We start from the raw sequence: 25,887 nt of genomic DNA, 5'->3' as shown, positions 1-25,887 counted from the left end.
CATATGTCTGGAGGATTAGTGACAGCCGCATACATTGTTGCTGCAATCCTGTTTATTTTCAGTCTGGCGGGGCTTTCCAAACACGAAACGTCTCAGCAGGGGAATAACTTTGGTATCGCCGGGATGGCGATTGCGCTGATTGCCACCATCTTCGGGCCGGATACTGGCAACGTAGCGTGGATCCTGGTGGCGATGATCATCGGCGGTGCGATTGGTATTCGCCTGGCGAAACGCGTTGAAATGACCGAGATGCCGGAGCTGGTGGCGATTCTGCACAGCTTTGTGGGTCTGGCCGCGGTGCTGGTGGGCTTCAACAGCTACCTGTACCACACGCCGGGTCTGGAACCGATTCTGGTGAATATTCACCTGACGGAAGTGTTCCTCGGTATCTTCATCGGTGCGGTCACCTTCACCGGCTCCATTGTCGCGTTCGGTAAGCTGCGCGGGAAGATTTCCTCTAAGCCGCTGATGCTGCCAAATCGCCATAAGCTGAACCTGGCGGCGCTGGTGGTGTCGTTTGTGCTGCTGGTGGTCTTCGTGCGTACCGAAAGCGTCGGTCTGCAGGTGCTGGCGTTGCTGGTGATGACCATCATCGCGCTGGCCTTCGGCTGGCATCTGGTGGCGTCCATCGGTGGTGCGGATATGCCAGTGGTGGTCTCCATGCTGAACTCCTACTCCGGTTGGGCGGCGGCGGCGGCGGGCTTTATGCTGAGCAACGACCTGCTGATCGTTACCGGTGCGCTGGTGGGTTCTTCGGGTGCGATCCTGTCTTACATCATGTGTAAGGCGATGAACCGCTCGTTCATCAGCGTCATCGCCGGTGGCTTTGGTTCTGACGGCTCGTCTACCGGCTCCGATGAGGAAGTGGGTGAGCACCGTGAGATCAGCGCGGAAGATACCGCCGAGATGCTCAAAAACTCGCACTCGGTCATTATCACCCCGGGCTACGGCATGGCGGTGGCACAGGCGCAGTATCCGGTGGCGGAAATCACCGAGAAGCTGCGCGCGCGCGGTATCAAGGTGCGCTTTGGTATTCACCCGGTGGCGGGGCGTCTGCCAGGCCACATGAACGTGCTGCTGGCGGAGGCGAAAGTGCCTTACGACATCGTGCTGGAGATGGATGAGATCAACGATGATTTCGCCGACACCGACACCGTGCTGGTCATTGGGGCTAACGACACCGTTAACCCGGCGGCGCAGGACGATCCGCGTAGCCCAATCGCCGGGATGCCGGTTCTGGAAGTGTGGAAAGCGCAGAACGTGATCGTGTTTAAACGTTCAATGAATACCGGCTATGCCGGGGTGCAAAACCCGCTGTTCTTCAAAGAGAACACTCACATGCTGTTTGGCGATGCCAAAGCCAGCGTGGATGCGATTCTCAAAGCGCTCTGACAGGGTAAAGCCCGGTGGCGCAAGCTTACCGGGCCTACCAAACCCGTAGGCCGGGTAAGGCGTAGCCGTCACCCGGCAAAAAAAAGCGCCGGTTCGCCGACGGTTTTTTTTCATCTTGCGGGTCAATCGTCTTCCGGATCGTCGAGCTCAACCGGCGTCTGGTACTCATCCGGCTTGATAACCAGCAGGTCGCAGCGCAGATGGTCGATCACCTGCTCGGCGGTATTGCCGAGGAAGGCGGCAGAAATACCGGTACGACCAATGGTACCCAGCACCACAATCCCCGCCTGCAGGTGTTCAGCCAGGTCCGGGATCACCTCTTCAGGCAGCCCTTTTTCCACGTGGGTCATTTTCTCATCGATGCTGAATTTCTGGCGCAGCGCTTTCATGGCCAGCAGATGCTGACCGCGGATCGCGTCGTTGTACACGCTCGGGTCAAATTCCGGCAGTTCAATGGCGATGTTAATCGGGGTGACCGGATAGGCGCCAACCAGATGCACTTCGGTATGATTGACCTGATCGGCAAGCTGGATAGTCTCCTTCACCAGCTTCTCGTTCAGCGAATTGTGGTAATCCTCTTCGCTGGCGAGGTTTACCGCCACAACGGCTTTCCCGCCTTCAGGCCACGGCTGGTCTTTCACCATCCAGACCGGGCAAGGGCATTTACGCAGCAAATGCCAGTCGGTCGGGGTGAAGATCACGGATTCCAGCTTGTCGTGCTGGTGCGCCATCTTCAGCAGCAGATCGTGCCCACCGGCAACGACTTCCTGAATGATGGCTTCAAAAGGTCGGTTGTGCCAGACCACTTTAATATCAATGGGCACACCCGCTTCCAGGTAATACTTCGCCTGTTCGCGGATCCACGCGGTACGCTGGCTGATGACGCCCTGACGCATAGCGGTGCGCTCGTCAGGCGACAGAAGGGTGGTCATCTCATACGAGAAGTCATAGATCGGCAAAAACGCTTTGATTTTGCCACCAATCCGTTGATGTAAATACACAGCACGTCGTAATGCCGGCTGATCGTCCTGATTCGGATCGATTGCTACCAGCATGTTTTGATACTTGGCCATACAGGTCTCCTTACTACTGTCACCACAGTCTGTAATTAAAAGAGTAACCTATATATCCTGAATGAAACAGAGGGGAGGTTTTGCCAGATCAATAATTCATGAAAATTTATCAGAGGAAAAGCACCGTGGTCGTTACCGCAACAAACGCAATAAACAGCAGCACCATCACCGCTATCGCAAAGGTCGTGGAATCCTGAACGTAGGTTTTTTCCTCCCCCTTCATTGGGCCGACAAGCATGATCCAGATGAAGATAAAGGTCACGGAGGCAATCACGACTGAAACGAAAAACAAACTTTCTCTCAATTCATAACCTCAACGAGAACCTTTTGGGTGCTGTGTGGGGACGTGCTACGGTGAAAAGGTCAGATAAAGGACGGGGTGACAGGCCAGACCGCTAAATCAGGAAAATTTATCGGTCTGGCTGTATACGTATGGCGTTTACGCCACGTTGCGGGCGTGCCCGGCAAGAACGGCCAGCGCTTCACCGTTTTCGATAGTGATATATTTACCCTTAACGGCCAGCATCCCGCTTTTCTGGAAACGACCCAGCAGACGGCTGATGGTTTCCACGGTCAGACCCAGGTAGTTACCGATATCGCCACGCGTCATGGTCAGACGGAATTCACGCGGCGAGAAGCCACGCTCGGCGAAGCGGCGGGAGAGGTTGTAGATAAACGCGGCCAGACGCTCTTCTGCGTTCTTTTTAGAAAGCAGCAGAATCATGTCCTGATCGCCTTTGATCTCACCGCTCATCAGACGCATCATCTGCTGACGCAGGTTAGGCATCTTGCCGGACAGATCGTCCAGGGTTTCAAACGGAATTTCGCAAACCATCGAGGTTTCGAGTGCCTGAGCAAAGCTCGGGTGATGGCCCGTACCGATGGCATCAAAGCCTACCAGGTCACCTGCCAGATGGAAGCCGGTGATCTGCTCATCGCCCTGTTCGGTGATGGTGTAGCTCTTGATGGTGCCAGAACGGATAGCATAGAGCGATTTCAGTTCGTCTCCCGCTTTAAACAGCGTCTGCCCTTTCTGAATAGGCTTTTTACGCTCGATGATATTATCAAGCTGATCGAGTTCATGCTCATTCAGGGTAAACGGGATACAGAGCTGGCTGATGCTGCAATCCTGGCAATGGATAGCACAACCGCCAGACTGAATGCGTCGTATAATTCGCTTTTCCGGGATCATAGGTTTGCTCAAGCCTTAATTGATATTGGTCAATTTTAACATCTTTTTGGTAAGTACGTAAGCCTGACAAACCCTCAATAAGGACAAGAGACGACAATGCGTCGCCATCTTCTTGAAATTCCACAGCTTGATTATGGATTTTTAGCCTAACCGGTAGAAAATTAAGCACAAAAAGCCTGGGAACTAGAGCAAAAGATACCCTTCGTGACGCAGTAACCACTCTTTTCGCTGCACGCCACCGGCATAGCCGGTCAGGGTACCGTTGCGGCCAATAACGCGATGGCAGGGCACCACGATGCTGACCGGATTAGAGCCGTTCGCGGCGCCTACGGCGCGTGCGGCCCCTGCGCGACCTAACTGCTCCGCGAGCTGGCCGTAATGCATCACCTGTCCGCAGGGAATGGCCCGCAGCGCCTGCCACACTTCGCGCTGAAAAGGGGTGCCTGCCGTGGCGGTGGGCAGCGTGTCGATGATGCTGAGATCGCCTTCGAAGTACGCCGCTAGCTTGTCGCTCAGTCCACCCGGATTGATGGCGCGGATACGTTCATACCCCTGTGAGCGGTAGTGAATCGCAAGCAGTTCTTCCATGCGGTCGCTGTGCTCTTCCCACTCAACGGCGCGCAGACAAAACTGCTCGTCCGCGATCACCCACAGCGGGCCAAGCGGCGTCGCAATCTTGTCTTCGAGTAATCTCAGCATCCTCATTCCTTTAGTTCAGCCTCGGGTAAATCCCCGGTCCAATCGGCAGGCCGACAAGATACCATGTCACCAGCATCACCAGCCATACCCCTAAAAAGATAAGCGGGTAGGGTAAAACCAGCGAATAGTAAGTACCCAGTTTGGCCTCGGGTTTATAGCGCTGGAGGAAGCCTAAAAACAGCGGAACAAACGGCGAAACCGGCGCCAGCGGGATGACCGAAGAGTCCGCGATGCGGAACAGGATCTGCGCGAAAGCCGGGTGGAACCCCAGCATCATAAACATCGGCACGAAGATCGGGGCCAGAATCGACCAGATGGCGGAGCCGCTGGCGATAAACATGCACAGCAGCGACGAAAGCAGCGCCAGGCCGACAAACGCCGGTACGCCGCTTAACCCGGCCGCCTCCAGCGCGTCGGTCAGGCCCACGGCCATAAACTTGCCCATGTTGCTCCAGTTAAACATCGCCACAAACTGGGCCAGCGGGAACACCATCACGATAAAGCCCGCCATCTCTTTCATCGGCTCGATCATCAGCTGCGGCAGATCGCCCTGGCGGCGAATTTTACCGGTGGCGATACCGTAGGCGAGCGAGACGACAAAGAAAAACAGAATAATCAGCGGCACGATGCCCTGGATAAACGGAGAAGGTAGGACGGTATGTTTAACCGGATCGCGCAATATGCCGTTTTCCGGCACCACCATCAGCGCCACCGCGGCAATAAACGCCAGCGAGACAATCCCCGCCACGCGCAGGCCGAAGCGCTGCTCTTTGCTCAGGGTTTCCAGCTTTTCATCACTGCGGCCTTCCCATTTACCCAGCCGCGGCTCGACGATCTTATCGGTAATCAGCCCGCCGACAATCGTCAGGACAATGACCGAGCTTGCCATAAAGTACCAGTTGTCGATCACGCTGACGTGCATGGCCGCATCAATGGTTTTCGCCGCCTCCGTACTGATGCCCGAGAGCAACACGTCGGTGGTGACGATCAGCAGGTTAGCGGTAAAACCGCAGCCCACCCCCGCAATCGCGGACAGCAGACCCGCCACGGGATGGCGCCCGACGGCGAGGAAGATCAGCGCCCCCATCGGCGGCATGATCACCAGCGCGGCGTCGGAGGAGATATGGCTGAAGAAGGCGATAAACAGCACCATGTAGCTCGCGTAGCGCGCGCTGACGTGAGAAGCCATCTTCACCATCAATGCGGGCAACAGGCCGACGCGTTCAGCCAGCCCGGCGCCCAGCACCAGCGCCAGAATGGCGCCGAGCGGGGCAAATCCGCTGAAGTTTTTAATCACGTTGGGTAAAAACCAGTGTAGCCCTTCAATGCTCAGCAGGTTTTTCACCGCTACCAGGCTGCCGTCGGCCGGGCTGCGCACGCTGACGTCAAAGGCGGAGAGCACGGCGGTGGCGACCATCAAAATCACAATAAGATAGATAAAAAGCAGGAAAGGGTGCGGCACTTTATTGCCGATCCTTTCAACCCAGCCATAGAGCTTACCGGATGGGGAATGCGAAGGTATGGATGACATACTCATGGGCGTTCCTCGGGACTGTTGTGTTGTTGTGTTGTGTTTTTTTATTTTAAAGGTGACGGTGTCACGCCTCGTGGGATCGGACACACGTACGGTTTTTCTTCTATTCGTTGTTCGAACTCTTCACGGCATTTTTTCAGCAGCGCGGCGTCCTGCAGCAGATTGAGCGCGGTCGCGCCCATCACTTTCCCGGCCAGCAGCATGCCTTTGTGGGCAATAGAGGTTCGCCCCTGAGATACCAGTTGCCAGGTGTGCAGCGGCGTGCCGACGGTAAAGCAGGGGCTGAAGCATTGGGCGACCGGCATTTTCCAGCTGACGTCACCCACGTCGGTTGAACCTGCCAGCACGTTGTCGGTGACGGCATAAGGCGCGACTTCATCCACCAGGAGCGTCGCCTGATGACGACGGGCAAAGGCTTTACCCGCTTCGCCACCCGTGGCTGCAATATTTTTCAGGCTGTTTTGCAAATCGTTGGGCGTCAGCGTGGCGCGGATCTCGCGGGCAAACTCTCGCTCTTCGTCGGTCCACTCCGGCGTACCGTAGTGCTGCAGGGCGCGATACATCGCCGCCTCAAGCGTGCGGTTCGGCAGGTAGCTGGAGCAGGCTTTATCAAAGCGGCATTCGACGGTGGTTTCGGTCATCATCGCCGCGCCCTGGGCAATTTTCTCGATGCGCTCGTAGATCTGCTGCGCATCCGCCATCTCCGGGGCGCGGATCAGGTACAGCACCTCGGCCTGCGCCTGCACCACGTTGGGCGAAATCCCGCCGGTATCGGTAATGGCGTAATGGACGCGCGCTTTCTCGATGATGTGTTCGTTAAGGAAGTTGGTGCCGGTGGTCATCAGCGTTACGGCGTCCAGCGCGCTGCGTCCCAGGTGAGGGGAGTTGGCCGCGTGCGCCGCCACGCCGTGAAAACGCCAGGCGGCCTGAATATTCGCCAGCGTGCTGACGTTAAACATCCCGGCAAAGGCTTCCGGGTGCCAGGTGACGGCGGCATCGACATCATCAAACAGCCCTTCGCGCACCATAAAGGTTTTCCCGGAGCCGCCTTCTTCACCGGGACAGCCGTAAAAACGCACCGTTCCGCTGCCACCGTGCTGCTCCAGCCAGCTTTTCACCGCCACCGCGCCCGCAAGTGCTGCGGTGCCTAAGAGGTTATGCCCGCAGCCGTGGCCGTTAGCCCCCGGCGTGGCGGTTTGCGCGGTCGCGCAGTGTGCCTGCTGGCTTAACCCGGCCAGCGCGTCGTACTCGCCCAGCAGGGCGATAACCGGTTTTCCGCTGCCGAAGCTGGCGATAAAGGCATTTGGGATACCGCCTGCCTCGCGGGTCAGCGTGAAACCTTCGGCTTCCAGCTCGCTGGCCAGCCGTTCGGCGGACCAGACCTCTTCAAAACGGGTTTCGGGGCGATCCCAGATCGCGTCGGCAATATCGGTTAACGTCCGACATCGCGTATCGATCGCATCGGCAATAAAAGCGTAGTTCTCCTGCATTACACACCTCGCGTCCACGGGAAATTAAGCGCAGTTCGCGCCAGCGTTTCGATGGCGACAGGCATCACCCGTTCATCGAAGTCGAATTTTTCGTTGTGATGTCCGGCGCTCAAATCCGTGCCAAACACCATATAGGACGCCATGCCCCCGTTCTGCTGCACGCGGGCCATCATCAGCGTGGCGTCTTCGGATCCGGCCGGGGCTTTCACCTTATCGATGGCGTGAACAACCCCTGAAACCTGGCTCGCCTGTTCGCGCAGATAATCAACCCAGGCCGGCGTCGGCGCGCTGGAGGTGGCGGCCCCCATCAGGCGCATCTCCGCGCTCACGCCGTAGAGCGCCGCCGCGCCGGTAACCACCGCCTGCGCGCGTTCAAAGACATACTGATTAATCGCTTCGCTTTCACCGCGGGTTTCAACCTTCATCAGCGCATTCGCGGGGACCACGTTGCGTCCGCTGCCCGCCTGCATCACGCCGACGTTCACCCGGGATGCGCCGTCGCTGTGTGGGGCGATGCTGTGCAGGGCGAGGGCGGCCTGCGCGGCGGCGAGCAGAGCGTTACGACCGTCCTCCGGTTTACCGCCCGCGTGTGCGGCCACGCCGGTGAAGCTCACGTCGAACTTGGTGGTGGCCATAAAGTTATCGCTGCCGCAGATTACCGTCCCGGCAGGTACGCCGGTGCCAATATGAATGGCCGTGAAATAGTCCACGTCATCCAGCGCTCCGGCGGCAACCATGGCGCGCGCGCCGCGCGTTCCTTCTTCGGCAGGCTGGAAGATCAGCTTGATGGTGCCGTTCAGCCGGGCTTCATTCTGCTTAAGCACCTGTGCCAGCCCCAGACCAATGGTGGTGTGGCCGTCGTGTGCGCAGGCGTGCATCATTCCCGGATTGCAGGAGGCAAACCCGTCGCGGAACGGGCGATGGCTGTCGTCGAGCGCTTCGCTTAAATCAAGGGCGTCCATGTCAACGCGAAACGCCAGGGTTGGGCCAGGGCGGCCGGTATTCAGGGTGGCAACAATGCCGGTAAAGCCGCCTTCAAACGGCGCCAGCCATTTCTCAGGCGCGCCTTGCGCGCGCGCGCGGGCAAATTCTCGCGCCAGGGTCGCGTCATCGGGCAGCCCCATCCGGCTTTCGGCATCGACGACGTCGCGCCCCATCGCCAGCGCGTAACCCAGCGAATCCAGGGTCTCCGCGACTTTCGCGGCGGTACGAAACTCTACCCAGCCGGATTCCGCATAATGGTGAAAATCGCGACGCCACGCGCTCAGCTGCGGGGTTAACGTCTGGATGTAGTGCGCCAGTGTGTCCATATCTGTTCCTGTCATCATTAAAATATGTGAACTGCTTCACGCTGTGATAGTTTTTACTTATCACTAACCGATTTTTCACAGTTTTAACCGTTCAGGAATTACCCTCGCACATCCCTTTCCAGTAAAGTAGATGACAGTTTCTTTACTCTGATAAACAACGGTTATCGGTCGGGCTATGTCATTTCAGGTTAAATTCCATCATCTCCGGGCGTTTGTTGAAGTTGCTCGTCAGGGCAGCATTCGCGGTGCCAGCAGGACGCTGAATCTTTCCCAGCCGGCATTGACCAAATCCATCAAAGAGCTGGAGGAGGGCATGGCGGCGCAGCTTTTCGTGCGCAGGAGTAAGGGCGTCGCGTTGACCGAATGCGGCGAGGGCTTTTACCAGCGTGCCCGGCTAATTCTGGAAGAGCTGCGCGCGGCGCAGGATGACATTCGTCAGCGGCAGGGGGAACAGGCCGGGCAGATCAACATCGGGATGGGGGCCAGCGTTTCGCGCAGCCTGATGCCCGCCGTCATCACCCGCTTTCATGCCCAACATCCGCAGGTCAAAGTGCGGATAATGGAAGGACAGCTGGTGTCGATGATTAACGAATTACGGCAGGGCGAACTGGACTTCACCATCAACACCTATTATCAGGGACCTTACGACCAGGAATTTACGTTTGAAAAACTCTTCGAGAAGCCGTTTGCGGTATTTTGTCGCGAAGGGCATCCGGCAACAGGGGCAACGTCAATTAATGAACTTCTGCATTATAACTGGACAATGCCGACGCCGCGGGGAAGTTATTATAAGCAGTTAGAAGAGGTATTTAGCCATCGCTCGCAAATACCGCGAATTGGTGTGGTCTGCGAAACCTTTTCCTCCTGTATTAGCCTGGTTGCGCAAAGTGATTTTCTAAGCATATTGCCGCAGGAGCTAGGGTGTGACCCGCTGCTGGCGCACCGCCTGGTCATGCTGCCGGTTGTCGAATCGCTTCCAAAAGCAGCATATTATTTAATTCAGCGCCGCGATTCACGTCAGACGCCCCTGGCTGAATCGTTAATTACACAGTTCAGACGGGAAGCGAGGAAAATAATCGTGGCGTGAAAGTGAGATAATAAAAAAACAGGATCTGCCCGACATCAGACAGATCCTCCAGTACACACAGCAGTGCGTCCTTTCGCCAATCCTGAGTATTATATCCATGAAGCAGGTATATTTAGGTATAACACCTTTCCCGCAAAATGAAAGGATATTGAGTGTTTGATTTTACGAAAATTTAACACAAATCACTTATTTCATTTTTGCTGAAATTTTAGTTAAGTCATATTTAAGTTTATTTTATAAATACTATATATATTCATCAGGTTAATATTTGTTGCGCACGACGGCCTGTAACGGTGATTGAGGCCTGTCTCGGGCGCAGGTATAGTACCGTCCTCAGTTGTAGCCGGAGGATATCCATGAACCCTGACGACAAATCCTTTTTTCTTGACGCCATGGAAGATGTCCAGCCGCTGAAGCGTGGCCCGGATATTCACTGGCAGCCCAGCCGCAATACGCGGACGCGACAGGAGGTGGATAGTGAACAGCTGGATAACTTCCTGACGCTCGATTTTCTTGACCTTCTTCCCCTGGAAGAACCGCTGGCGTTCCAGCGCGAAGGGGTGCAGCAGGGCGTTATCGATAAGCTGCGCTCGGGTAAATATGCCCGCCAGGCCAGCTTAAACCTCCTGCGCCAGCCCGCCGAACGCTGCCGTCAGATGCTCTATTCTTTTATCTGCCAGGCCAGACGTGACGGGTTACGTAACCTGATTATCATTCACGGGAAAGGGCGGGAGCAGAACTCACATCCTAATGTGGTGCGCAGCTACCTGGCGCGCTGGTTAACCGAGTTCGAGGATGTACAGGCCTTCTGCGTGGCGCTGCCGCATCACGGCGGCAGCGGGGCATGCTACGTTTCACTGCGTAAATCCGATGAAGCAAAGCAGGAGAACTGGGAGCGGCACGCCAAGCGCAGCCGCTAGCGGGCGATATTCTCGCCCGCCTGAAACTCAGAAGGTTTCCCAGTTGCTGTCGGTGGCGGCGTTTGCGGTTGCCGGGCGCAACAGCTGAGGCGTCTTCACGCTGGCCGGGCGCGGGGTGACCGCTTTTTCTTTGCCGTTCAGACGAAACGCGGCCACCGCCTGGCGCAGCTGTTCGGACTGATCTTCCAGCGCCGCTGCCGCCGTGGCGGACTCCTGCACCAACGCGGCGTTTTGCTGCGTCACGCTGTCCATCTGCGAAACGGCCAGGCTCACCTGCTCAATGCCGCGGCTTTGCTCGTCAGAGGCAGAGGAAATCTCGCCCATGATATCGGTCACGCGGGTCACGGCGGCGACGATTTCCTTCATGGTGGTGCCGGCCTCGCTAACCTGCTCAGAACCGGTATTCACCCGGCTGACGGAGTTTTCGATAAGCCCTTTGATCTCTTTCGCTGCCTGCGCGCTGCGGCTCGCCAGGGTACGGACCTCGCCCGCGACAACCGCAAAGCCACGCCCCTGTTCCCCGGCGCGTGCCGCTTCCACCGCAGCGTTAAGCGCCAGAATGTTCGTCTGGAACGCAATGCTGTCGATCACGCTGGTAATATGCGCAATTTGCTGCGAACTGTCGGCGATTTCGTTCATGGTGCGAACCACGTTATCCACGACGTGGCCGCCGCGCGCGGCCGTTTCAGAGGCGTTTTTCGCCAGCAGCGTGGCCTGACGGGCGTTATCGGAGTTCTGTTTAACCGTCGCGGTCAGCTCTTCCATGCTGGCGGCGGTCTCTTCGAGCGAGGCGGCCTGCTGCTCGGTGCGGGCGGAAAGATCGTTACTTCCTGCGGCAATTTCGCCTGCGCCGGTGTAGATGGAATCGGTGCTTCCGCGCACGGCGCTGACGGTGGTTACCAGCGACTGCTGCATCTCATGCAGGCCCGCGGCCAGTTGACCCATCTCATTGCGGCCCGAGATAGCGATATCCTGCGTCAGGTCGCCCCCTGCAATGGCGCGAATATGGTTCATAATGGAGTGGAGTGGTTTTAACAGCAGGTGCTGTAAACCCTGCCAGATGACCACCAGTACCGCGATAACGGCCAGCAGAATTGCCGCCAGCGTCCACTGCATCTGCGTAAAGCTGCTCTGGTTCTCTTCGGTTGCGGCCTTCAGCAGGGTGTTGTTTTCGGCGCGCCAGCGGTTATAGACCGCTTCCATATCGTCCTGCGCCTGCTGCGCGTCCAGATCGCCATAGGCCTGATAATTATCGGCGCGCAGATACTCAATCGATAAACGCATGACTTCGTGCATCTGGTTCCAGGATTTCTGCATCTCGTCGGTCAATGCCGCCTCCTGGCCCTTAACCTGCGGCAGTTTCTGCCACTCTTTGTTATAGGCTTCGGCTTTTGCCAGCGAGTCGCTTGCGGTGCCCAGCAGTTTATTGATCGCCGCAAGGGAAGCCGGGTCACGCTGGTTTTTCAGATAGCGGATCGCCACGCGGGTGACGGTGACGCGCGTTTTCACCAGCGTGTTCACGCTGTCGCTCAGGCTTTCCTGCTGGGCGTTGAGCACGCCGGAGTTCTGGAAGTTATGGCGATCGTTGCTGACGGCAGAGTAGAACAACCCTCCCGTGACAACTTGCAGCAGACAGAATATGGTGAGGGCAAAGATAATACCGGTAATCACGTGCAGATTTTTCAGCATAGCGGTCGTCCGTTAGAGAAGATGCAGGGTTACTTCATTACTATCGTCGTAGAGAATGTAAACTTTAATTAACTCGCGCTTAACTAAAGGCTCCCAGAGGGAACCTGTTGTAAATCCGGATCATTTTTATGAGGAAGGTTAACATGAGCAGCATTGATAAAAGCGGGACATACGCGCTCGGGACGCGGACGGTGAAACGGCTGGGCTACGGCGCGATGCAGCTGGCCGGGCCGGGCGTCTTTGGGCCGCCGAAGGATAAGCAGGCCGCGCTGGACGTGTTACGCGAGGCCGTGGCGGCGGGGGTAAATCACATTGATACCAGTGATTTTTATGGCCCTCATGTCACCAACCAGCTGATCCGCGAGGCGCTTCATCCGTACCGGGACGATCTGACGATCGTCACCAAGATTGGTGCCCGTCGCAACGACAAAGGCGCCTGGCTGCCGGCCTTTTCCGCGCAGGAGCTGACGCAGGCGGTGCATGACAACCTGCGTAATCTGCAGCTGGACGTGCTGGACGTGGTGAACCTGCGGATCATGTTTAGCGCGCACGGGCCAGCGGAAGGGTCGATTGCTGAACCGCTCTCCACCCTGGCAGAATTACAGCAGCAGGGGCTGGTGCGGCATATTGGCCTGAGCAACGTCACGGCCACCCAGGTCGCGGAAGCGCAGAAGATGGTGCCGGTGGTGTGCGTGCAGAACATGTACAACATTGTGAACCGGGGTGATGATGCGCTGGTGGATCTGCTCGCGCAGCAGGGGATTGCGTATGTGCCGTTCTTCCCACTGGGCGGCTTTACGCCGCTGCAATCGTCCGGGCTGAAGGCTGTCGCGGATTCACTGGGCGTCACGGCAATGCAGGTTGCGCTGGCATGGCTGCTGCAGCGTTCTCCGAATATCCTGCTGATCCCGGGCACCTCTTCCGTGGCGCATCTGCGGCAAAACCTCGCGGCGGGGGAACTGCAGCTGCCGCCTGACGCGCTGGAAACATTGAATACGCTGATGGACTGATCGTCACAGGCGCAAAGCCCGACATGCACTTCCGGGCTTTGCGCGTTTTAAATCTTCTGACACTTCAACGCGTTTGGGTTCGCTTCCGGAAATGACCTTGATCCCCGGCCATAATCCGTAATACTGTATTTATATACAGTATCTGGCGAGAAAGACATTATGGACACTCTCTTTTCTTATCAACCAAAACAAATCATTGAACTACCTTTGTTTTTAGAACGTGTTGCCTGTGGGTTTCCCAGCCCGGCGCAGGATTATGTGGAGGATCGTCTCGATCTTAACCGGCTGGCAGTAAGACATCCCAGTGCGACCTATTTTATCAAGGTGAGTGGAGACTCCATGATTGGCGCGGGGATCGGCGACGGCGATCTGCTGGTGGTCGATCGTTCGTTAAATGCCGAACATGGGGATATCGTTGTGGCGTCGGTCGCCGGTGAGTTTACGGTGAAAGAGCTACAGACGCGCCCGGCTCTGAGACTTCTGCCGCATAATGCCCGCTATCAGCCGATTACCTTTCATTCCGAAGAGGAACTGCAGATCTTCGGCGTCGTCACCCACACGCTTAAAACGCATAAACATGTTCGCGCTGGTTGATGTGAACAGCTTCTATGCCTCCTGCGAGAAGGTATTCCGCCCCGATCTGGAGGGGAAGCCCATCGTGGTGGTGTCCAACAACGACGGCTGCATTATTTCACTGTCGCGGGAGGCAAAGCAGTTCGGCATAAAAATGGGTGAGCCCTATTTTAAATTCAAAGAAAAACGGTTTCCGGAACGGGTTTACGTCTTCAGTTCAAACTATGCGTTGTATGCCGACCTCAGCAGTCGGGTGATGCAGACGCTGACCGATCTCGCTCCGGCCATAGAAATTTACTCGATCGACGAGGCGTTCGTGAACGTTTCAGGGATCGGTAACTGCCTTGCACTGGAAGCGTTCGGACACCAGATGCGCACGCAGGTCTTTAAAAATACGGGCTTAACCGTTGGCGTCGGCATTGCCCCGACAAAAACGCTGGCGAAGCTGGCCAACTATGCGGCGAAACGGTGGGCCAGTACCGGCGGCGTGGTCGATCTGTCGGGCCGCGAGCGGCAGCGTAAACTGCTGGCAAAGGTTCCGGTAGAGGAGGTATGGGGCGTAGGGCGGCGCATCACGAAAAAACTGAATGCGATGGGGATTACCACGGCGCTGGAGCTGGCGGAGGCCTCCTCGTGGGTCATTCGCAAACATTTTAACGTGGTGCTGGAGCGTACGGCGCGCGAGCTTCGCGGCGAGCCCTGTCTTGACCTGGAAGAGTACACCCCCACGAAGCAGCAAATCATCTGTAGCCGTTCGTTTGGTCATCGCATTACGCAATATGAAGAGATGCACCAGGCGATTTGCGCCTACGCGGAACGCGCCGCAGAGAAACTGCGCGGCGAGCATCAATACTGTCGTTTTATCAGCGTGTTTGTGCGCACCAGCCCGCATGCGGACAACGAAATTTATTACGGTAATCAGGCTTCGGTCACTCTGATGACGCCCACCAATGACTCGCGGGATATCATCCGTGCCGCCACTGAAGCGCTGGGGCGGATATGGCTCGACGGGTATCGCTATATGAAGGCCGGGGTCATGCTGGCGGACTTTTTCAGCAGCGGTGTCGCTCAGCTTAATCTGTTTGACGACAATCGCCTGCGCGCCAACAGCGCGGCGCTGATGGAGATGATCGACAGCGTCAATCACTCCGGCAAAGGGAAGATATGGTTTGCCGGGCAGGGGATTGAGAAACCGTGGGCGATGAAGCGGGAAATGTTGTCACCGGCCTATACGACGCGATACGCGGATTTACCGGTGGCGAGGTAAAAGGCGGTTATTTTGTGGCGTTGTGGGTCGCGATCTCAGGCAGTAATTGCTCAATCACGCTGACGACCTTTCTGACGCGCTGCGGAATAAAGCGGGCATCAGGATAAACGGCATAGAGGAAGCGATCGGGTAACCGCCAGTCGGGCAGCACCGGTACCAGCGTGCCCGACTGCAGAGCCCTGGCCACGAGCGGTCGCTGCATGCCGCCGATACCGATGCCGGATTCCAGCGCCTGCAGCAGCGCCTCACTGGTGTTGGCACGGAAAACGGTATTCACGTTGACCTCGACCATTTCCTCGTCAGACATCAGGCGCAGGGGAGCATCCGGCGGAATGCCGCTGAACCGTACGTGTGGCAGCGTCGCCAGTTCGCTGACCGCGTGTACCGCCTGAAAACCGGGAGCGGCAAACAGTGCAGCTTCAATCCGTCCCAGCACGCGAGCCGCGTGCGCCTGCGGAGGCTCGCTGCTCAGCCGTATCGCGACATCCACGCCCTCCGCCACCAGATCGGCAAGGCGGTCATCCAGGGAAAGCATCAGCTGCAGCTCGGGATGCAGGCGCTGTAACGCCAGCAGATGCGGCAAAATGATCTGCCCCAGGCCGCTCGGCAACTGGACATGGACGCGTCCCTGAACGCTATGATCGACAGGATGTAAACGCCTCTCCGCTTCCCCCATGGCGTCCAGCACGAGCTGCATATCACGCCGGTAGCGTTCCCCTTGTTCGGTCAGCTTCATCGTACGCGTCGTACGGTGCAGCAGTACCACACCCAGCGATTCCTCAAGCGCCGCGATCTGTTGACTGACGGCGGACTGCTTAATACCGGTCTGACGGGCAGCCGCTGAAAACGAGCCCGCTTCAGCGACGCGCAGAAAAGTAGAAATGGCATTGAGCTTATTATTCATTTAATGATTTTGCTTATAAGTGCCATCGGTTTCATGGGATATCTCCAGAAAAAATAATATATCACACTGCGTCTGTCACCCTTTCCGGAGAAATACCATGAATAATAGGCAGCAACACAACGTCGCCCTGGTCGCGGGCGCCAGCGGCATTGTCGGCAGACAGATGGTCAACACGCTCCTGCACCATCAGTGGCAGGTGATCGGCCTTAGCCGCCATGCCGGGTCGCATCCTGACGGCATTCCGATGGTCAAGATCGATTTACTGGATGAAAAGGACAGCGCCCGGGCGCTGCGCTTCCTGGACGGTGCCACCCATCTCTTTTACAGCGCCTGGGCGAACGCGGCGAACTGGGAAGACATGGTTGAGCCGAACGTCACCATGCTGCGTAATCTGGTCAGCATCCTCGAAAAAACGGCACCTTTGCAGACGGTAAGCCTGATGCAGGGATACAAGGTCTACGGCGCGCATCTGGGGCCGTTTAAAACCCCGGCGCGCGAAAGCGATCCCGGCGTACCGGGTGCCGAATTTAACGCCGCGCAGCTTGCGTGGCTCAGCCAGTTTCAGCGGGGAAAGCGCTGGCACTGGAATGCCATCAGGCCGGGCGTGGTAGGGAGTGCGGTACCGGGCAATGCCATGAACCTTGCGCTGAGCATTGCCCTGTACGCCTCCCTGTGCAAGGCGCTGGGTTTACCGTTGCGTTTTCCCGGTTCGAAACAGACCTGGCACAGTATCGTTGACCATACCGACGCCGGGCTGCTGGCCGACGCCACTCTGTGGGCCGCCGCGTCACCTGCGGCACAGAATCAGGCGTTCAACGTGAATAATGGCGATATCTGGCGCTGGAGCGAGCTCTGGCCGCGCATCGCACGCTGGTTTGACCTGGACTCTGCACCGCCGGTGAGGCTGTCATTTCATCAGTTGTTTACGGACTATCGCGGCGTATGGCGCGAGCTTGCCGGAGAGCGGCTGGTGGAAGCGGATATTCTGCAGCTGAGCGACGGGCGGTTTGCCGATTTTGTCTTTAGCTGGAACTACGACATGTTTGGTGACGGGAGCAAGCTGCGCAGGGCGGGCTTTACGCAAATGCAGGCGACGGATGAGATGTTTTTCCACCTGTTCGCGCAGTTGAGAGCCGCGCGGATTATTCCCTGAGAACACAGGGCGTCCTGATTACCGTCAGGACGCTGAGGGCTTACTCAACCGTTAACGCATCGACAACCTCGGCCACGCTTTTCACGCTGTGGATATTCCCGATCCCCGTGCCGAGCGCGATATACCCTTCATCGGTATTATTTTCCAGCATGCCCAGGCGCAGGCCCCGTAATCCGCCCATCGCCTTGCCCAGCGCTTCGTTGCTTGCGCCCGCTTTATCCATCGCCGCCAGTTTTTCCGCCAGCTTGCCGGGAAGAGAACGATAGTAGTGGGGGACGGTGCGGAAAAGCAGCAGGTCCAGGCCGTTGGCGGCAACAATTTTCTCTTTGACCCCCTGCGGCACGCGGCTTTCTTCGGTACTGATAAATACGGAACCGGCAAACACGCCTTCCGCTCCCAATGCATGCGCCGCTCTGGCGGTGCGATTATCGGTAATACCGCCCGCGGCCATCACCGGGACGTGCTTCACGGCGTCGGCAATCAGCGGCACGATGGAAAAGGTCCCCAGCGCCGTCGCGGGTAGCGTCCCACCCTCGTCAAAACCGGTGGCGACGATGATGTCTGCCCCCATCTCTTCAGCCAGAAGGGTGTTTTCCGGCGTGGGATTGATGTCGCGGTAGATAATGGCAATACCCGCCTCTTTTAACTCACTAAACAGCGCGGGAATAATGCTGCCTTCCCCGTAGCCCGTATACACCACGGCCCTGACGCCTTCCTCTTTTACCACCTTAAGAATTGGCCCGGTCCAGACGTCATTAACGGCGGTGGGGATCAGGTTGACGCCGAAGGGTTTTTCGGTCAGCCGTTTGGTTTTCCGAATTTCTTCCCGCATTTTTTCGGCGGTTGCTTCCGGCGTGGAGACCGCGGTATCGGCGGTTAAACCGGCGTTGGGGCCCAGCACGCCGAGTCCTCCGGCATTGCTGACCGCGGCCACTAAACGGGCATCAGTAAGCCAGGATAACGGTCCCTGAATAACGGGCTTTTCGATACCCAGGATCTGACAGATACGGTTATTTTTCATAGCAGACTCTCCCTTACGTTTGAATGAGGGAGAGTGTAGAGAGTAAGATTGTTAGGAAAAATAGCCAGAAAGATTCATCACTGTTATAAAATCAATAACAATCATTTTCTCCCGCTCGCGGCAAGACATCCCTTATGCAAATAAACCTCTTTGAATCTATTCGGATTTTTATTGAAATTGTCGACTCGGGGAGCCTTACCCAGGCGGCAGAGAATCTGCAGGTCCATCGACCGGCAGTGACCAAAGCGCTGCAGCTTCTGGAACAACACAGCGGCACGCGGCTCCTGCAGCGCACAACGCGTCGGATTAGCCTGACGCCGGATGGGGAAGCGTTTTATCGCCGCAGTAAACCCCTGCTGGCGCAGGCGGATGAATTACTGGAGTCGTTTGGTTCGGACCGTGCAATACACGGCCAGTTGCGAGTCGATATGCCTGTCTCTTTTGCAACGCTGCGGGTGATACCCAATCTGCCTGATTTTTATCGTCAGCATCCCGAGATCGAGATCATTCTGAGCAGCTCTGACCGCCGTCGGGATATGCTGCGGGACGGCCTGGACTGCGTGCTGCGGGTGGGCGAGCTGGACGACGGCGATTATATCGCGCGTAAAGTCGGGAACATTAAAATCACGACCTGTGCCAGCCCGGCCTGGCTGGCAAAACACGGTACGCCAGAAACGCTGGAGGATTTACGCAAGCATCAGGCCATCAACTGGATTAACAACAGCAGCAGGCACATTCAGCCGTGGACGTTTACCACGCCAGAGGGCGTCGCGGAGATCGCGCTACCCGGTAAGCTGGTGGTGGATAACTCCGAGGCCTACATCGCGGCAGGCCTGGCCGGGCTTGGGGTAATGCAGGGGATGAATCTCTTTCTCCAGCCTTACATTGACCGCGGCCTGCTGGTTGAGGTCTTGCCAGCCTGTCGCTCGCCGGACCGCAAACTGTCACTGCTCTACCCACACCGCCATCTCTCCCGCAAGGTGCGGGTATTTACCGAGTGGCTGGAGAGTCTGGTGTGAAAGCGGCCAGCTCATGGCATAGCGCACCAATCTGCTCCACGGCATTAAGCAGGCGGGGTGTCGGTTCGTTTGCACAGTTTAGCCGCAGAAAGTGCGTGAGTTCTGCGCCAGGAGAAAACAGGGGACCGGGGCTGACGCCAATACCCCGCGCCAGCGCGCGACGATGCACCTCCAGCGCGTTGACCTGCGGAGGAAGTTCGACCCACAACAGAAAGCCAGCTGCGGGGACGTTTACGCGGGTACCGGGGGAAAACTGGCCCCGACCTGCGCCACGACGGCGTCTATTCCCTCAGCGATCCGCCGCTTTAGCCGCCGCAGGTGACGGTCGTAGTCGCCGCTTGCCAGCATCTCGCTCGTCGCGGCTTCCAGTAGCGGCGCACCTGCCCACTCTCCGGCCATGCGGGCCTGCAAGACTTGCGTGTAATAGCGTCCGGCGGCAATCCAGCCGATTCGCCACCCCGGCGCAAGCGTTTTAGACAGGGAGCTGCAGTAAATCACATTCCCGCTCTGGTCGAAGGCTTTGCAGGCCGGAGGACGTTGCCCGTCACCGACCAGGTCACCGTAAACGTCGTCCTCAATCAGAGGAATACCGGCTTCTTCAAGCAGAGCAACCAGTTCCTGCTTGCGCGCGACGGGCATGCTGGCACCCAATGGGTTTTGCACGGTGGGCGAGGCCAGAACGGCCGCAGGACGGTGGCAGCGGATGGCGTCAGCCAGCGGTTCCAGTAACAGGCCTTCAGCAGGATCGGTGGGGATTTCTAAGGCCTTCAGGCCTAAATCCTCCAGCAGCAGGAGCGTGCCGAAGTAGGCGGGCTGCTCAATCGCCACCACATCACCTGGCTGACACACGGCCCGCAGGGCCAGGCGCAGCGCCTGCGTCGCACCCGCGGTGATAATAAGATCGTCCGCGCCGAAGCGGGCTCCCCACTGCGCAGCGCGCGCGGCAATCTTACTCCGCAAGTCTGCTCTTCCCGGAGGCAGGCTGTAGCTCTGCCCATGCGCGTCCAGACGACGGCCCGCGGAGTGCAACGCCCGCTGCAGCGCCTCCCCGGGCAGCCACGCGGGATCGGGCAGGGCGGCGCCCAGCGGGACCAGACGGGTTTCTGCACTGCTGAACAGCGACCGGGCCACGGCGGACAGGGTGACGGGGACCGGGCCTGCCGGGGTACGCGCGGACTCCGCACGCTGAGGCTGGCTGATCTGGCGAATGTAGTAACCCGAACGCGGACGCGCAACGATCAGCCCCTCGGCCTCAAGGCAGCGAAGAGCCTCCAGCGCCGTCGGAAGGCTAACGTGCTCGCGCTCGGCCAGTTTTCGCGCGGAGATCATCCGGTCACCGACTCGCAATGCGCCTGAAGAGAGCGTGAGGCGTAGACTCTCAGCAATCCGGCGATAGTGTGGTGAGGAGGTGGACGGGGCAGACATGGGTATCTGTTCAGGCTAATTTTCGATAAAACTGACTATACAGCCAATGATGCGCGCCATCTATAGTGTCCGGCATGTTCAGGACAAGGAGGCATTATGCACAGCGATAATTTCGACATTTCCTCGTATTTCAAACGCATAAACTACACCGGACCGGCGGCGGCCGATACGACCACCCTGCATGCGCTGATGCGTCATCAGCTCTTTTCCGTTCCCTTTGAAAATCTGGACGTGCAGGCGGGTAAAATTGTCTCGCTGGCGCCAGACGACATTGCCGATAAGGTGTTAAAGAAAGGGCGCGGCGGCTACTGCTATGAGGTGAACGGGCTTTTTGCCATGGCGCTGGAGGCACTTGGTATTCCTTACCGTTTCGTGGCGGCGCGTCCGATGTTCTACCCTGCACGGCGGCCAAAAACCCATATGGCGTTAATCGCTGAAGTGGAGAGCAGGCAGTGGCTTTGCGATCTCGGGTTCGGCAGCTACGGCATCCGCGCCCCGATGGCGCTGGACACGCTTGACGTGGATATCCCCCAGGATTTCGACACGTTTCGCCTGAGCCGCAGCGCAGAAGGTGAGTATCTGCTCGAGGCGAAGGTGGAAGGCGAATGGGCCCGACAATACGGCTTCGATCTCACGCCTCAGGAGTGGATTGATTTTGTCCCGGCCAACTACCTGAACTCTACGCACCCGGATGCGATCTTTGTGCAGAAGCGGGTGGTGGTGCAGCACAGCCCGGAAGGACGCCAGATTTTACTGGGCGATATGCTGAAAACCATCACGGCGAACGGCACTGAAACGCGGCAGCTGGCGGAGGATGAAATCCGCCATGTCCTGACAGACCGTTTTGCGCTCACCGCCGCGTAATCGGAGAAAGATGGGGACTCAGCCCGGCCCGTCGGCTGCGGCTTTACGCTGAGCCCCCCACTGTAACAGCAGGCTAAACGACGCGGGTAACACGGTCAGCGTCACCAGCGTCGCAGCCAGCAGCCCGCCGATGATGGCATAGGCCATTGGGCCCCAGAAGACCTGGTGAGAGATGGGGATCATCCCCAGAATGGCGGCACAGGCGGTCAGACAGATGGGTCTGGCCCTGTGCTCCGCGGCCGCCATAATCGCGGCATCATTTGCCATCCCCTGAGCAAGATTGCTGTCAACCTCGCTAATCAATATTACCGCGTTACGCACGATCATCCCCGCCAGGGCGATAACGCCCAGCAGCGCGACAAACCCCATCGGCGTTCCGCCAGGCAGCATAGCCAGCACGATCCCCGGTAAACCAAACGGGGCCATCAGGAGCGCCAGTAGCATCCGGGAATATCGCCGCAGCTGAAGCATCAGCAGCAACAGCATGATGACCAGCGTCACCGGAAGAACGGTAAAGACGGAGCTGTTCCCCTTATCCGATTCGGCAACCGCGCCGCCTTCTTCAATGCTGTAACCTGCGGGCAGGCTCGCGCGCAGTTTATCCACCGTCGGACGCAACGCGGCGGATACCGCTTCAGCCCTCAGCCCCGGGGCGAGGTCGGTTTGCACCGTGATAAAGGGCACACGCTGCCGACGCCAGATGACCGGATCGTCCACGCCCCAAACCGGCGTTGCGACGGCGCTGAGCGGAATTTTTTTACCGTCATTCCCCTGAATCGTGAGTGAGGAGAGGGTGGCGGTGCTCTGGCGCGCGCTGTCCTCGGCCCTGAGCACCACGTCGACAAGGCGGTCATTATCTCTGATGGACGTGACAACGCTGCCGGACCAGACGGTATTCAGCGTGCGGGCGAGGCTTTCTGACGATATTCCTGCCGCTCTGGCCGCCGTCTGATTTACCTCAAGGGTAATGACTCTCTCCGGCTCTCCGGCGGTCTGGTTAACGTCGCGTGAGAACGGGGAGCGGCCAATCGCGTCCGTGAGACGGTTCGCAAGCGCCCGGACCTGCAGATAATCCGGCCCGCTCACCCGGTATTTGATGGGCCAGCCGACGGGAGGCCCCAGCTCAAGGGGCGACACGCGCGTGATGATGTCGCTAAATTGCGTCGCCAGGATCGTGTTGAGCTGTGCGTGCAGACGATCCCGCGCCGCAAGATCCTTCGCGACCACAACCAACTGGGCGATATTTTCATTTTCCAGCAGCACGTCCATCGGCAGGTAAAAACGGATGGCGCCTGAGCCAACGTACGTCGAAAAGCGATCGATATTGCTGTTGTCGGCCAGCGCTTTTTCCAGTTTTTCCACCTCTCTGAGCGTTTCCGGCTGCGACGCGTTGGCCGGAAGCGTCAGGCTGACCAGCAACTCGGGCCGGTCCGAGGCGGGGAAAAACTCGCCCTGCATAAACGTCGTGCCATACGCTGACAGCCCCAGCGCGGCAAGCGCAATCAGTACGGTAGCGAGCCGGTGGCGGAGCGCCAGGCGTAAAAGCCGTCCATACCCGCGCGCGATCCTTCCCGGTCCTGCCGCGTGATGTCTGACTTTTTCCGGCAGCAGCCACGTGCCCGTTAGCGGCGAAAACAGGATCGCGACGGCCCAGGAGCAGAGCAGGGCAATGAGCACCACCGCAAACAGGGAGAAGCAGTATTCACCGGCGCTGGAAGCCGCAAAACCAACGGGAATAAAACCGGCAATCATGACCAGAGTACCGGTGAGCATCGGGAAGGCCGTCGTTTTGAATGCATAGGTGGCCGCGTGTCGACGGGAATCCCCGGCTTCCAGCCGGGAGACCATCGTTTCGACGGCGATCATGGCGTCATCCACCAGCAGGCCCAGGGCAATGATCAGCGCCCCGAGCGAGATACGCTGAAGGCCAATACCGGCGAGCATCATGCCGACAAACGTCATGGCAAGCACCAGCGGAATGGCCGTCGCCACCACCAGTCCGGCCCGCAAACCCAGCGAGACAAATGAAACCGCCAGCACGATAACAACGGCTTCGATAAGTACCCGGATAAACCCGCTTACCGCGTCACTGACCACCGCTGACTGATCGGCGACTTTCACCATCTCGATACCGTGCGGCAGCCCGGCGCTGAGGGTCGCCATTTTTGCGTTCAGCGCAGCACCGAAACGCAGCATGTTGCCTGTCGGCGCCATCGACACCGCCAGACCGATAGCCGGTTTGCCGTTCACCCGGTAGGCCGGGGCCGGTGGCTCAGCGATTTCCCGGGTGACGGTGGCAATGTCGGTCAGCGGAATATAGCGATTGTTAATGTGCAGCGTGACGGCCCGTAAACTCGCTTCGGTCGTGAGCGCCCCGCTGACCTTTATCGCCATATTCTCCTGCCCGGTACGCATCGTTCCTGCCGGGACAACGGCGTTTTGCGCCCGGAGGGCGTCGGCGACCGCCTGAATATCCAGCCCCATACCGGCCAGGCGCGCCGGAGAAAAGGCGAGAACCCACTGCTCCTGCTGTTCGCCCAGCAGGGTGGTTCTACCCATATCCGGCAGAGACATGAGCTCGCGCCGTATTGTCTCTGCACGATCCCGCACCTCCCGCAGCGTGAAACCTTCGGGAATAAAGGCGTAAATTGTGCCGAACGTGTCGTCAAACTCGTCATCCACGGCAGGACCCTGCACCCCTTCGGGCAGGGACGGCGCGATGTCCTGCATTTTTTTGCGAACCTGATACCAGATATCGGGCACGCTTTGCGGGGGCGTATCATCACGGAGGTTGACGTGAATAACGGTGCGTCCGGCACGGGTTTCACTTTCGAGATAGTCCAGCCAGGGCGTTTCCTGCAGCTTTTTTTCAAGCGTATCGGTCAGCAGGCGGGTGGTATCCCTCACGGAGGCTCCTGGCCACTGCGCGGAGACGACGGCCGTTTTAATGGTGAATGCCGGATCTTCATTACGCGGCAGCTTTTCATAGCAGAACACGCCCATCGCAATCACCAGCAGCATGAAAAAGCTGACCATCTGCTGGTTCTTCAGCGCCCAGGCGGAGAGGTTAAATTGGGCTTCCGATCCTGTGTTCATGGCTGAACCTCTCCGGCCATCACCGCCTCGCCGGATCGTAATGTGCTCACGCCCGCCGTAATCACCCGATCGCCTGGCTCAAGGCCGGAGGCAATCATGACGGAGGAGGCCGTATAGCCGACGGGCACCACCACGCGCAGCTGAGCCTGCGAGCGCGGGGTAATGACGAAAACGGCCGGTTTGTCGCCGACGCGGGTCAGCGCCGACGCGGGAAGCGCGTACCCGTGCGGGGCGTCGGAGGGCAACGTCACGGTGACGCTGGCGCCCAGCGCCATGGCCTCCGGCGGGTTTTGCAGGGTAGCTCTGACGCGCCACGTGCGGGTCTGAGGATCGGCCTGCGGGGTGATATCCCGCAGTACGGCAGACGCCTGCACCGACGGGGCGCTGAGGAGGGAAACCTGCAAAACCGCTTTATCCAGAGACGGGATCGCATCGGGCGCGGTAATGTCAAACGCCACGTCGCGGGCTTCCCCGGTCGCCAGCGTCAGCACGGACTGACCGTCGCTGACAACCTGTCCCGCAGAGGCGCTCACGGCCGTGATGACGCCCGCTTGCGGCGCGATCAGGCGCGTCCAGCCGAGACTTTCGCGGGCATTTCGCCATGCGGCCTCGCTGCTTTTTAAGCGCGCGCGAGCGACAAGCCAGTCAGCCCGGGCGCTGTCGAGCTGCGTGCGGGCTATCGCGCCTGTTGGCATAAGCTTTTGCATGCGACTGACGTTAAGCGCGGCGACCTGGGCAGAGGCTTTCGCGCCTTCATAGTCGGCCGCGGCGCTGTCGAGCTGGTTTTGCCCGGTCGTATTATCAAGCGTGGCCAGCAGCTGTCCGGCAGTGACCCGGTCGCCAATATCAACGCTACGCGTCAGTATCCGGCCTCCGGTGCGAAAGCTCAGGGTCGTTTCATCGTGGGCATGGATCTCACCGGTTCTTTCCAGCGCGGGAAGGGAGTGGGCGGTGCCAACGACGACGTAGCGTACCTTACGCATTGGGTCAGGTTTGTTTTCGTGTTTATCACCGCAGCCGGTCAGCGGAAAAATCGCCAGCGCAAGCAGGGCCAGGGGAAGAAAATGCAGCCAGGAAAGGGTGCGCGCCACGCCGTACAAATGATGCAGGCAGTGGCGGAGGGAGAGAAAAAATTCGTCTGACATAACGCCGCTCCATAAAGGGAATGG

The 25,887-nt window shown here is 58.4% G+C and carries 21 protein-coding genes and 1 pseudogene; 9 read left to right on the top strand and 13 right to left on the bottom strand.

Annotation, left to right across the window (positions count from 1 at the left end; all coding sequences use genetic code 11):
* Window positions 1-3: 3 nt before the first annotated feature.
* Window positions 4-1,392 carry a Re/Si-specific NAD(P)(+) transhydrogenase subunit beta gene (gene pntB / locus ACMGGE_RS06895; protein ID WP_021241158.1) on the top strand — a complete coding sequence of 463 codons (1,389 nt, stop codon included), beginning with the start codon at window positions 4-6 and terminating at the stop codon, window positions 1,390-1,392.
* Between the two features lie 122 nt (window positions 1,393-1,514).
* Here the strand turns inward: pntB and uspE are convergent, their stop codons facing one another.
* From uspE to ACMGGE_RS06860, 7 genes are all read right to left on the bottom strand, one after another.
* Entirely contained in the window at window positions 1,515-2,465 is a 951-nt protein-coding gene (gene uspE / locus ACMGGE_RS06890; RefSeq protein WP_032640084.1) for a universal stress protein UspE, read from the bottom strand.
* A 109-nt stretch (window positions 2,466-2,574) separates the two neighbouring features.
* The gene (locus ACMGGE_RS06885; RefSeq protein ID WP_044596726.1) at window positions 2,575-2,769 is read right to left on the bottom strand and encodes a hypothetical protein; all 195 of its coding nucleotides are present in this window, start codon (window positions 2,767-2,769) and stop codon (window positions 2,575-2,577) included.
* A gap of 135 nt (window positions 2,770-2,904) precedes the next feature.
* The gene (gene fnr, locus ACMGGE_RS06880; protein ID WP_006174991.1) at window positions 2,905-3,657 is read right to left on the bottom strand and encodes a fumarate/nitrate reduction transcriptional regulator Fnr; all 753 of its coding nucleotides are present in this window, start codon (window positions 3,655-3,657) and stop codon (window positions 2,905-2,907) included.
* Window positions 3,658-3,840: 183 nt separating this feature from the next.
* On the bottom strand, window positions 3,841-4,356 hold the full coding sequence (ogt, locus tag ACMGGE_RS06875) for a methylated-DNA--[protein]-cysteine S-methyltransferase (RefSeq protein WP_262789844.1): 516 nt from the start codon (window positions 4,354-4,356) through the stop codon (window positions 3,841-3,843).
* A 10-nt stretch (window positions 4,357-4,366) separates the two neighbouring features.
* Entirely contained in the window at window positions 4,367-5,893 is a 1,527-nt protein-coding gene (gene abgT / locus ACMGGE_RS06870; protein WP_420293574.1) for a p-aminobenzoyl-glutamate transporter, read from the bottom strand.
* A 41-nt stretch (window positions 5,894-5,934) separates the two neighbouring features.
* A complete protein-coding gene (locus tag ACMGGE_RS06865) occupies window positions 5,935-7,380 on the bottom strand; it encodes a M20 family metallopeptidase (RefSeq protein ID WP_420293573.1) in 1,446 nt (481 codons plus the stop codon).
* On the bottom strand, window positions 7,380-8,690 hold the full coding sequence (locus ACMGGE_RS06860; RefSeq protein ID WP_420293572.1) for a M20 family metallo-hydrolase: 1,311 nt from the start codon (window positions 8,688-8,690) through the stop codon (window positions 7,380-7,382). Before ACMGGE_RS06860 ends, ACMGGE_RS06865 begins: the two co-directional genes overlap by 1 nt.
* Before the next feature lie 175 nt (window positions 8,691-8,865).
* Here ACMGGE_RS06860 and ACMGGE_RS06855 point away from each other — a divergent pair, with 175 nt between their 5' ends.
* Window positions 8,866-9,777, top strand: coding sequence for a LysR family transcriptional regulator (locus ACMGGE_RS06855; protein ID WP_023292606.1), 912 nt, complete (start codon window positions 8,866-8,868; stop codon window positions 9,775-9,777).
* A gap of 356 nt (window positions 9,778-10,133) precedes the next feature.
* Window positions 10,134-10,697: a DNA endonuclease SmrA gene (smrA, locus tag ACMGGE_RS06850; RefSeq protein WP_045910355.1), complete on the top strand. Its 564-nt coding sequence runs from the start codon at window positions 10,134-10,136 to the stop codon at window positions 10,695-10,697.
* Window positions 10,698-10,724: 27 nt separating this feature from the next.
* Here smrA and tcp read toward each other — a convergent pair whose 3' ends face one another.
* Window positions 10,725-12,386: a methyl-accepting chemotaxis citrate transducer gene (tcp, locus tag ACMGGE_RS06845; protein ID WP_048030711.1), complete on the bottom strand. Its 1,662-nt coding sequence runs from the start codon at window positions 12,384-12,386 to the stop codon at window positions 10,725-10,727.
* Window positions 12,387-12,529: 143 nt separating this feature from the next.
* On the opposite strand from tcp, the gene ACMGGE_RS06840 reads away from it, so the two are divergent.
* From ACMGGE_RS06840 to umuC, 3 genes are all read left to right on the top strand, one after another.
* Window positions 12,530-13,396, top strand: coding sequence for an aldo/keto reductase family oxidoreductase (locus tag ACMGGE_RS06840; RefSeq protein ID WP_039025407.1), 867 nt, complete (start codon window positions 12,530-12,532; stop codon window positions 13,394-13,396).
* Window positions 13,397-13,555: 159 nt separating this feature from the next.
* Window positions 13,556-13,990: a translesion error-prone DNA polymerase V autoproteolytic subunit gene (umuD, locus tag ACMGGE_RS06835; protein WP_063621480.1), complete on the top strand. Its 435-nt coding sequence runs from the start codon at window positions 13,556-13,558 to the stop codon at window positions 13,988-13,990.
* Complete coding sequence (gene umuC, locus ACMGGE_RS06830; protein WP_045910358.1) at window positions 13,974-15,236, top strand: translesion error-prone DNA polymerase V subunit UmuC; 1,263 nt, start codon at window positions 13,974-13,976, stop codon at window positions 15,234-15,236. The genes umuD and umuC overlap by 17 nt, the downstream gene beginning before the upstream one ends.
* 7 nt (window positions 15,237-15,243) lie before the next feature.
* On the opposite strand, the gene ACMGGE_RS06825 is transcribed toward umuC, so the two are convergent.
* Window positions 15,244-16,140, bottom strand: a complete 897-nt coding sequence (locus ACMGGE_RS06825; RefSeq protein WP_126288088.1) for a LysR family transcriptional regulator — start codon at window positions 16,138-16,140, stop codon at window positions 15,244-15,246.
* A 97-nt stretch (window positions 16,141-16,237) separates the two neighbouring features.
* Between ACMGGE_RS06825 and ACMGGE_RS06820 the strand changes: the two genes are divergently transcribed.
* A complete protein-coding gene (locus tag ACMGGE_RS06820) occupies window positions 16,238-17,293 on the top strand; it encodes an SDR family oxidoreductase (protein WP_420293571.1) in 1,056 nt (351 codons plus the stop codon).
* Window positions 17,294-17,333: 40 nt separating this feature from the next.
* Here ACMGGE_RS06820 and ACMGGE_RS06815 read toward each other — a convergent pair whose 3' ends face one another.
* Window positions 17,334-18,314 (bottom strand): NAD(P)H-dependent flavin oxidoreductase, encoded by a 981-nt coding sequence (locus ACMGGE_RS06815; protein ID WP_248221253.1) that lies wholly within the window; start codon window positions 18,312-18,314, stop codon window positions 17,334-17,336.
* Window positions 18,315-18,448: 134 nt separating this feature from the next.
* Between ACMGGE_RS06815 and ACMGGE_RS06810 the strand changes: the two genes are divergently transcribed.
* Window positions 18,449-19,333 (top strand): LysR family transcriptional regulator, encoded by an 885-nt coding sequence (locus ACMGGE_RS06810; RefSeq protein ID WP_045910362.1) that lies wholly within the window; start codon window positions 18,449-18,451, stop codon window positions 19,331-19,333.
* On the opposite strand, the pseudogene ACMGGE_RS06805 reads toward ACMGGE_RS06810, so the two are convergent.
* Window positions 19,305-20,758: pseudogene (locus ACMGGE_RS06805) on the bottom strand (PLP-dependent aminotransferase family protein). The gene ACMGGE_RS06810 and the pseudogene ACMGGE_RS06805 sit on opposite strands and share 29 nt — an antisense overlap.
* A gap of 96 nt (window positions 20,759-20,854) precedes the next feature.
* On the opposite strand from ACMGGE_RS06805, the gene ACMGGE_RS06800 reads away from it, so the two are divergent.
* The gene (locus tag ACMGGE_RS06800) at window positions 20,855-21,622 is read left to right on the top strand and encodes an arylamine N-acetyltransferase family protein (RefSeq protein ID WP_048222856.1); all 768 of its coding nucleotides are present in this window, start codon (window positions 20,855-20,857) and stop codon (window positions 21,620-21,622) included.
* Window positions 21,623-21,640: 18 nt separating this feature from the next.
* On the opposite strand, the gene ACMGGE_RS06795 is transcribed toward ACMGGE_RS06800, so the two are convergent.
* Window positions 21,641-24,718: an efflux RND transporter permease subunit gene (locus ACMGGE_RS06795; protein WP_420293570.1), complete on the bottom strand. Its 3,078-nt coding sequence runs from the start codon at window positions 24,716-24,718 to the stop codon at window positions 21,641-21,643.
* On the bottom strand, window positions 24,715-25,863 hold the full coding sequence (locus ACMGGE_RS06790) for an efflux RND transporter periplasmic adaptor subunit (RefSeq protein ID WP_420293569.1): 1,149 nt from the start codon (window positions 25,861-25,863) through the stop codon (window positions 24,715-24,717). The genes ACMGGE_RS06795 and ACMGGE_RS06790 overlap by 4 nt, the downstream gene beginning before the upstream one ends.
* Window positions 25,864-25,887 lie beyond the last annotated feature (24 nt).

Origin of the sequence: Enterobacter sp. BNK-22, assembly GCF_048684805.1 — a bacterium.
Classification (GTDB): domain Bacteria; phylum Pseudomonadota; class Gammaproteobacteria; order Enterobacterales; family Enterobacteriaceae; genus Enterobacter; species Enterobacter quasiroggenkampii.
The sequence above is the reverse complement of the archived record's forward strand: the minus strand, read 5'-3'. Positions and strand labels throughout refer to the sequence as shown.

Coding starts and splice junctions, on each gene's coding strand:
- umuD (WP_063621480.1), top strand. CDS start 13,556: ATGGACACTCTCTTTTCTTATCAACCAAAACAAATCATTGAACTACCT.
- ACMGGE_RS06825 (WP_126288088.1), bottom strand. CDS start 16,140: ATGAATAATAAGCTCAATGCCATTTCTACTTTTCTGCGCGTCGCTGAA.
- ACMGGE_RS06795 (WP_420293570.1), bottom strand. CDS start 24,718: ATGAACACAGGATCGGAAGCCCAATTTAACCTCTCCGCCTGGGCGCTG.
- ACMGGE_RS06810 (WP_045910362.1), top strand. CDS start 18,449: ATGCAAATAAACCTCTTTGAATCTATTCGGATTTTTATTGAAATTGTC.
- abgT (WP_420293574.1), bottom strand. CDS start 5,893: ATGAGTATGTCATCCATACCTTCGCATTCCCCATCCGGTAAGCTCTAT.
- smrA (WP_045910355.1), top strand. CDS start 10,134: ATGAACCCTGACGACAAATCCTTTTTTCTTGACGCCATGGAAGATGTC.
- ACMGGE_RS06865 (WP_420293573.1), bottom strand. CDS start 7,380: ATGCAGGAGAACTACGCTTTTATTGCCGATGCGATCGATACGCGATGT.
- ACMGGE_RS06800 (WP_048222856.1), top strand. CDS start 20,855: ATGCACAGCGATAATTTCGACATTTCCTCGTATTTCAAACGCATAAAC.
- ACMGGE_RS06790 (WP_420293569.1), bottom strand. CDS start 25,863: ATGTCAGACGAATTTTTTCTCTCCCTCCGCCACTGCCTGCATCATTTG.
- pntB (WP_021241158.1), top strand. CDS start 4: ATGTCTGGAGGATTAGTGACAGCCGCATACATTGTTGCTGCAATCCTG.
- tcp (WP_048030711.1), bottom strand. CDS start 12,386: ATGCTGAAAAATCTGCACGTGATTACCGGTATTATCTTTGCCCTCACC.
- fnr (WP_006174991.1), bottom strand. CDS start 3,657: ATGATCCCGGAAAAGCGAATTATACGACGCATTCAGTCTGGCGGTTGT.
- ACMGGE_RS06860 (WP_420293572.1), bottom strand. CDS start 8,690: ATGGACACACTGGCGCACTACATCCAGACGTTAACCCCGCAGCTGAGC.
- ACMGGE_RS06855 (WP_023292606.1), top strand. CDS start 8,866: ATGTCATTTCAGGTTAAATTCCATCATCTCCGGGCGTTTGTTGAAGTT.
- ACMGGE_RS06820 (WP_420293571.1), top strand. CDS start 16,238: ATGAATAATAGGCAGCAACACAACGTCGCCCTGGTCGCGGGCGCCAGC.
- umuC (WP_045910358.1), top strand. CDS start 13,974: ATGTTCGCGCTGGTTGATGTGAACAGCTTCTATGCCTCCTGCGAGAAG.
- uspE (WP_032640084.1), bottom strand. CDS start 2,465: ATGGCCAAGTATCAAAACATGCTGGTAGCAATCGATCCGAATCAGGAC.
- ogt (WP_262789844.1), bottom strand. CDS start 4,356: ATGCTGAGATTACTCGAAGACAAGATTGCGACGCCGCTTGGCCCGCTG.
- ACMGGE_RS06815 (WP_248221253.1), bottom strand. CDS start 18,314: ATGAAAAATAACCGTATCTGTCAGATCCTGGGTATCGAAAAGCCCGTT.
- ACMGGE_RS06840 (WP_039025407.1), top strand. CDS start 12,530: ATGAGCAGCATTGATAAAAGCGGGACATACGCGCTCGGGACGCGGACG.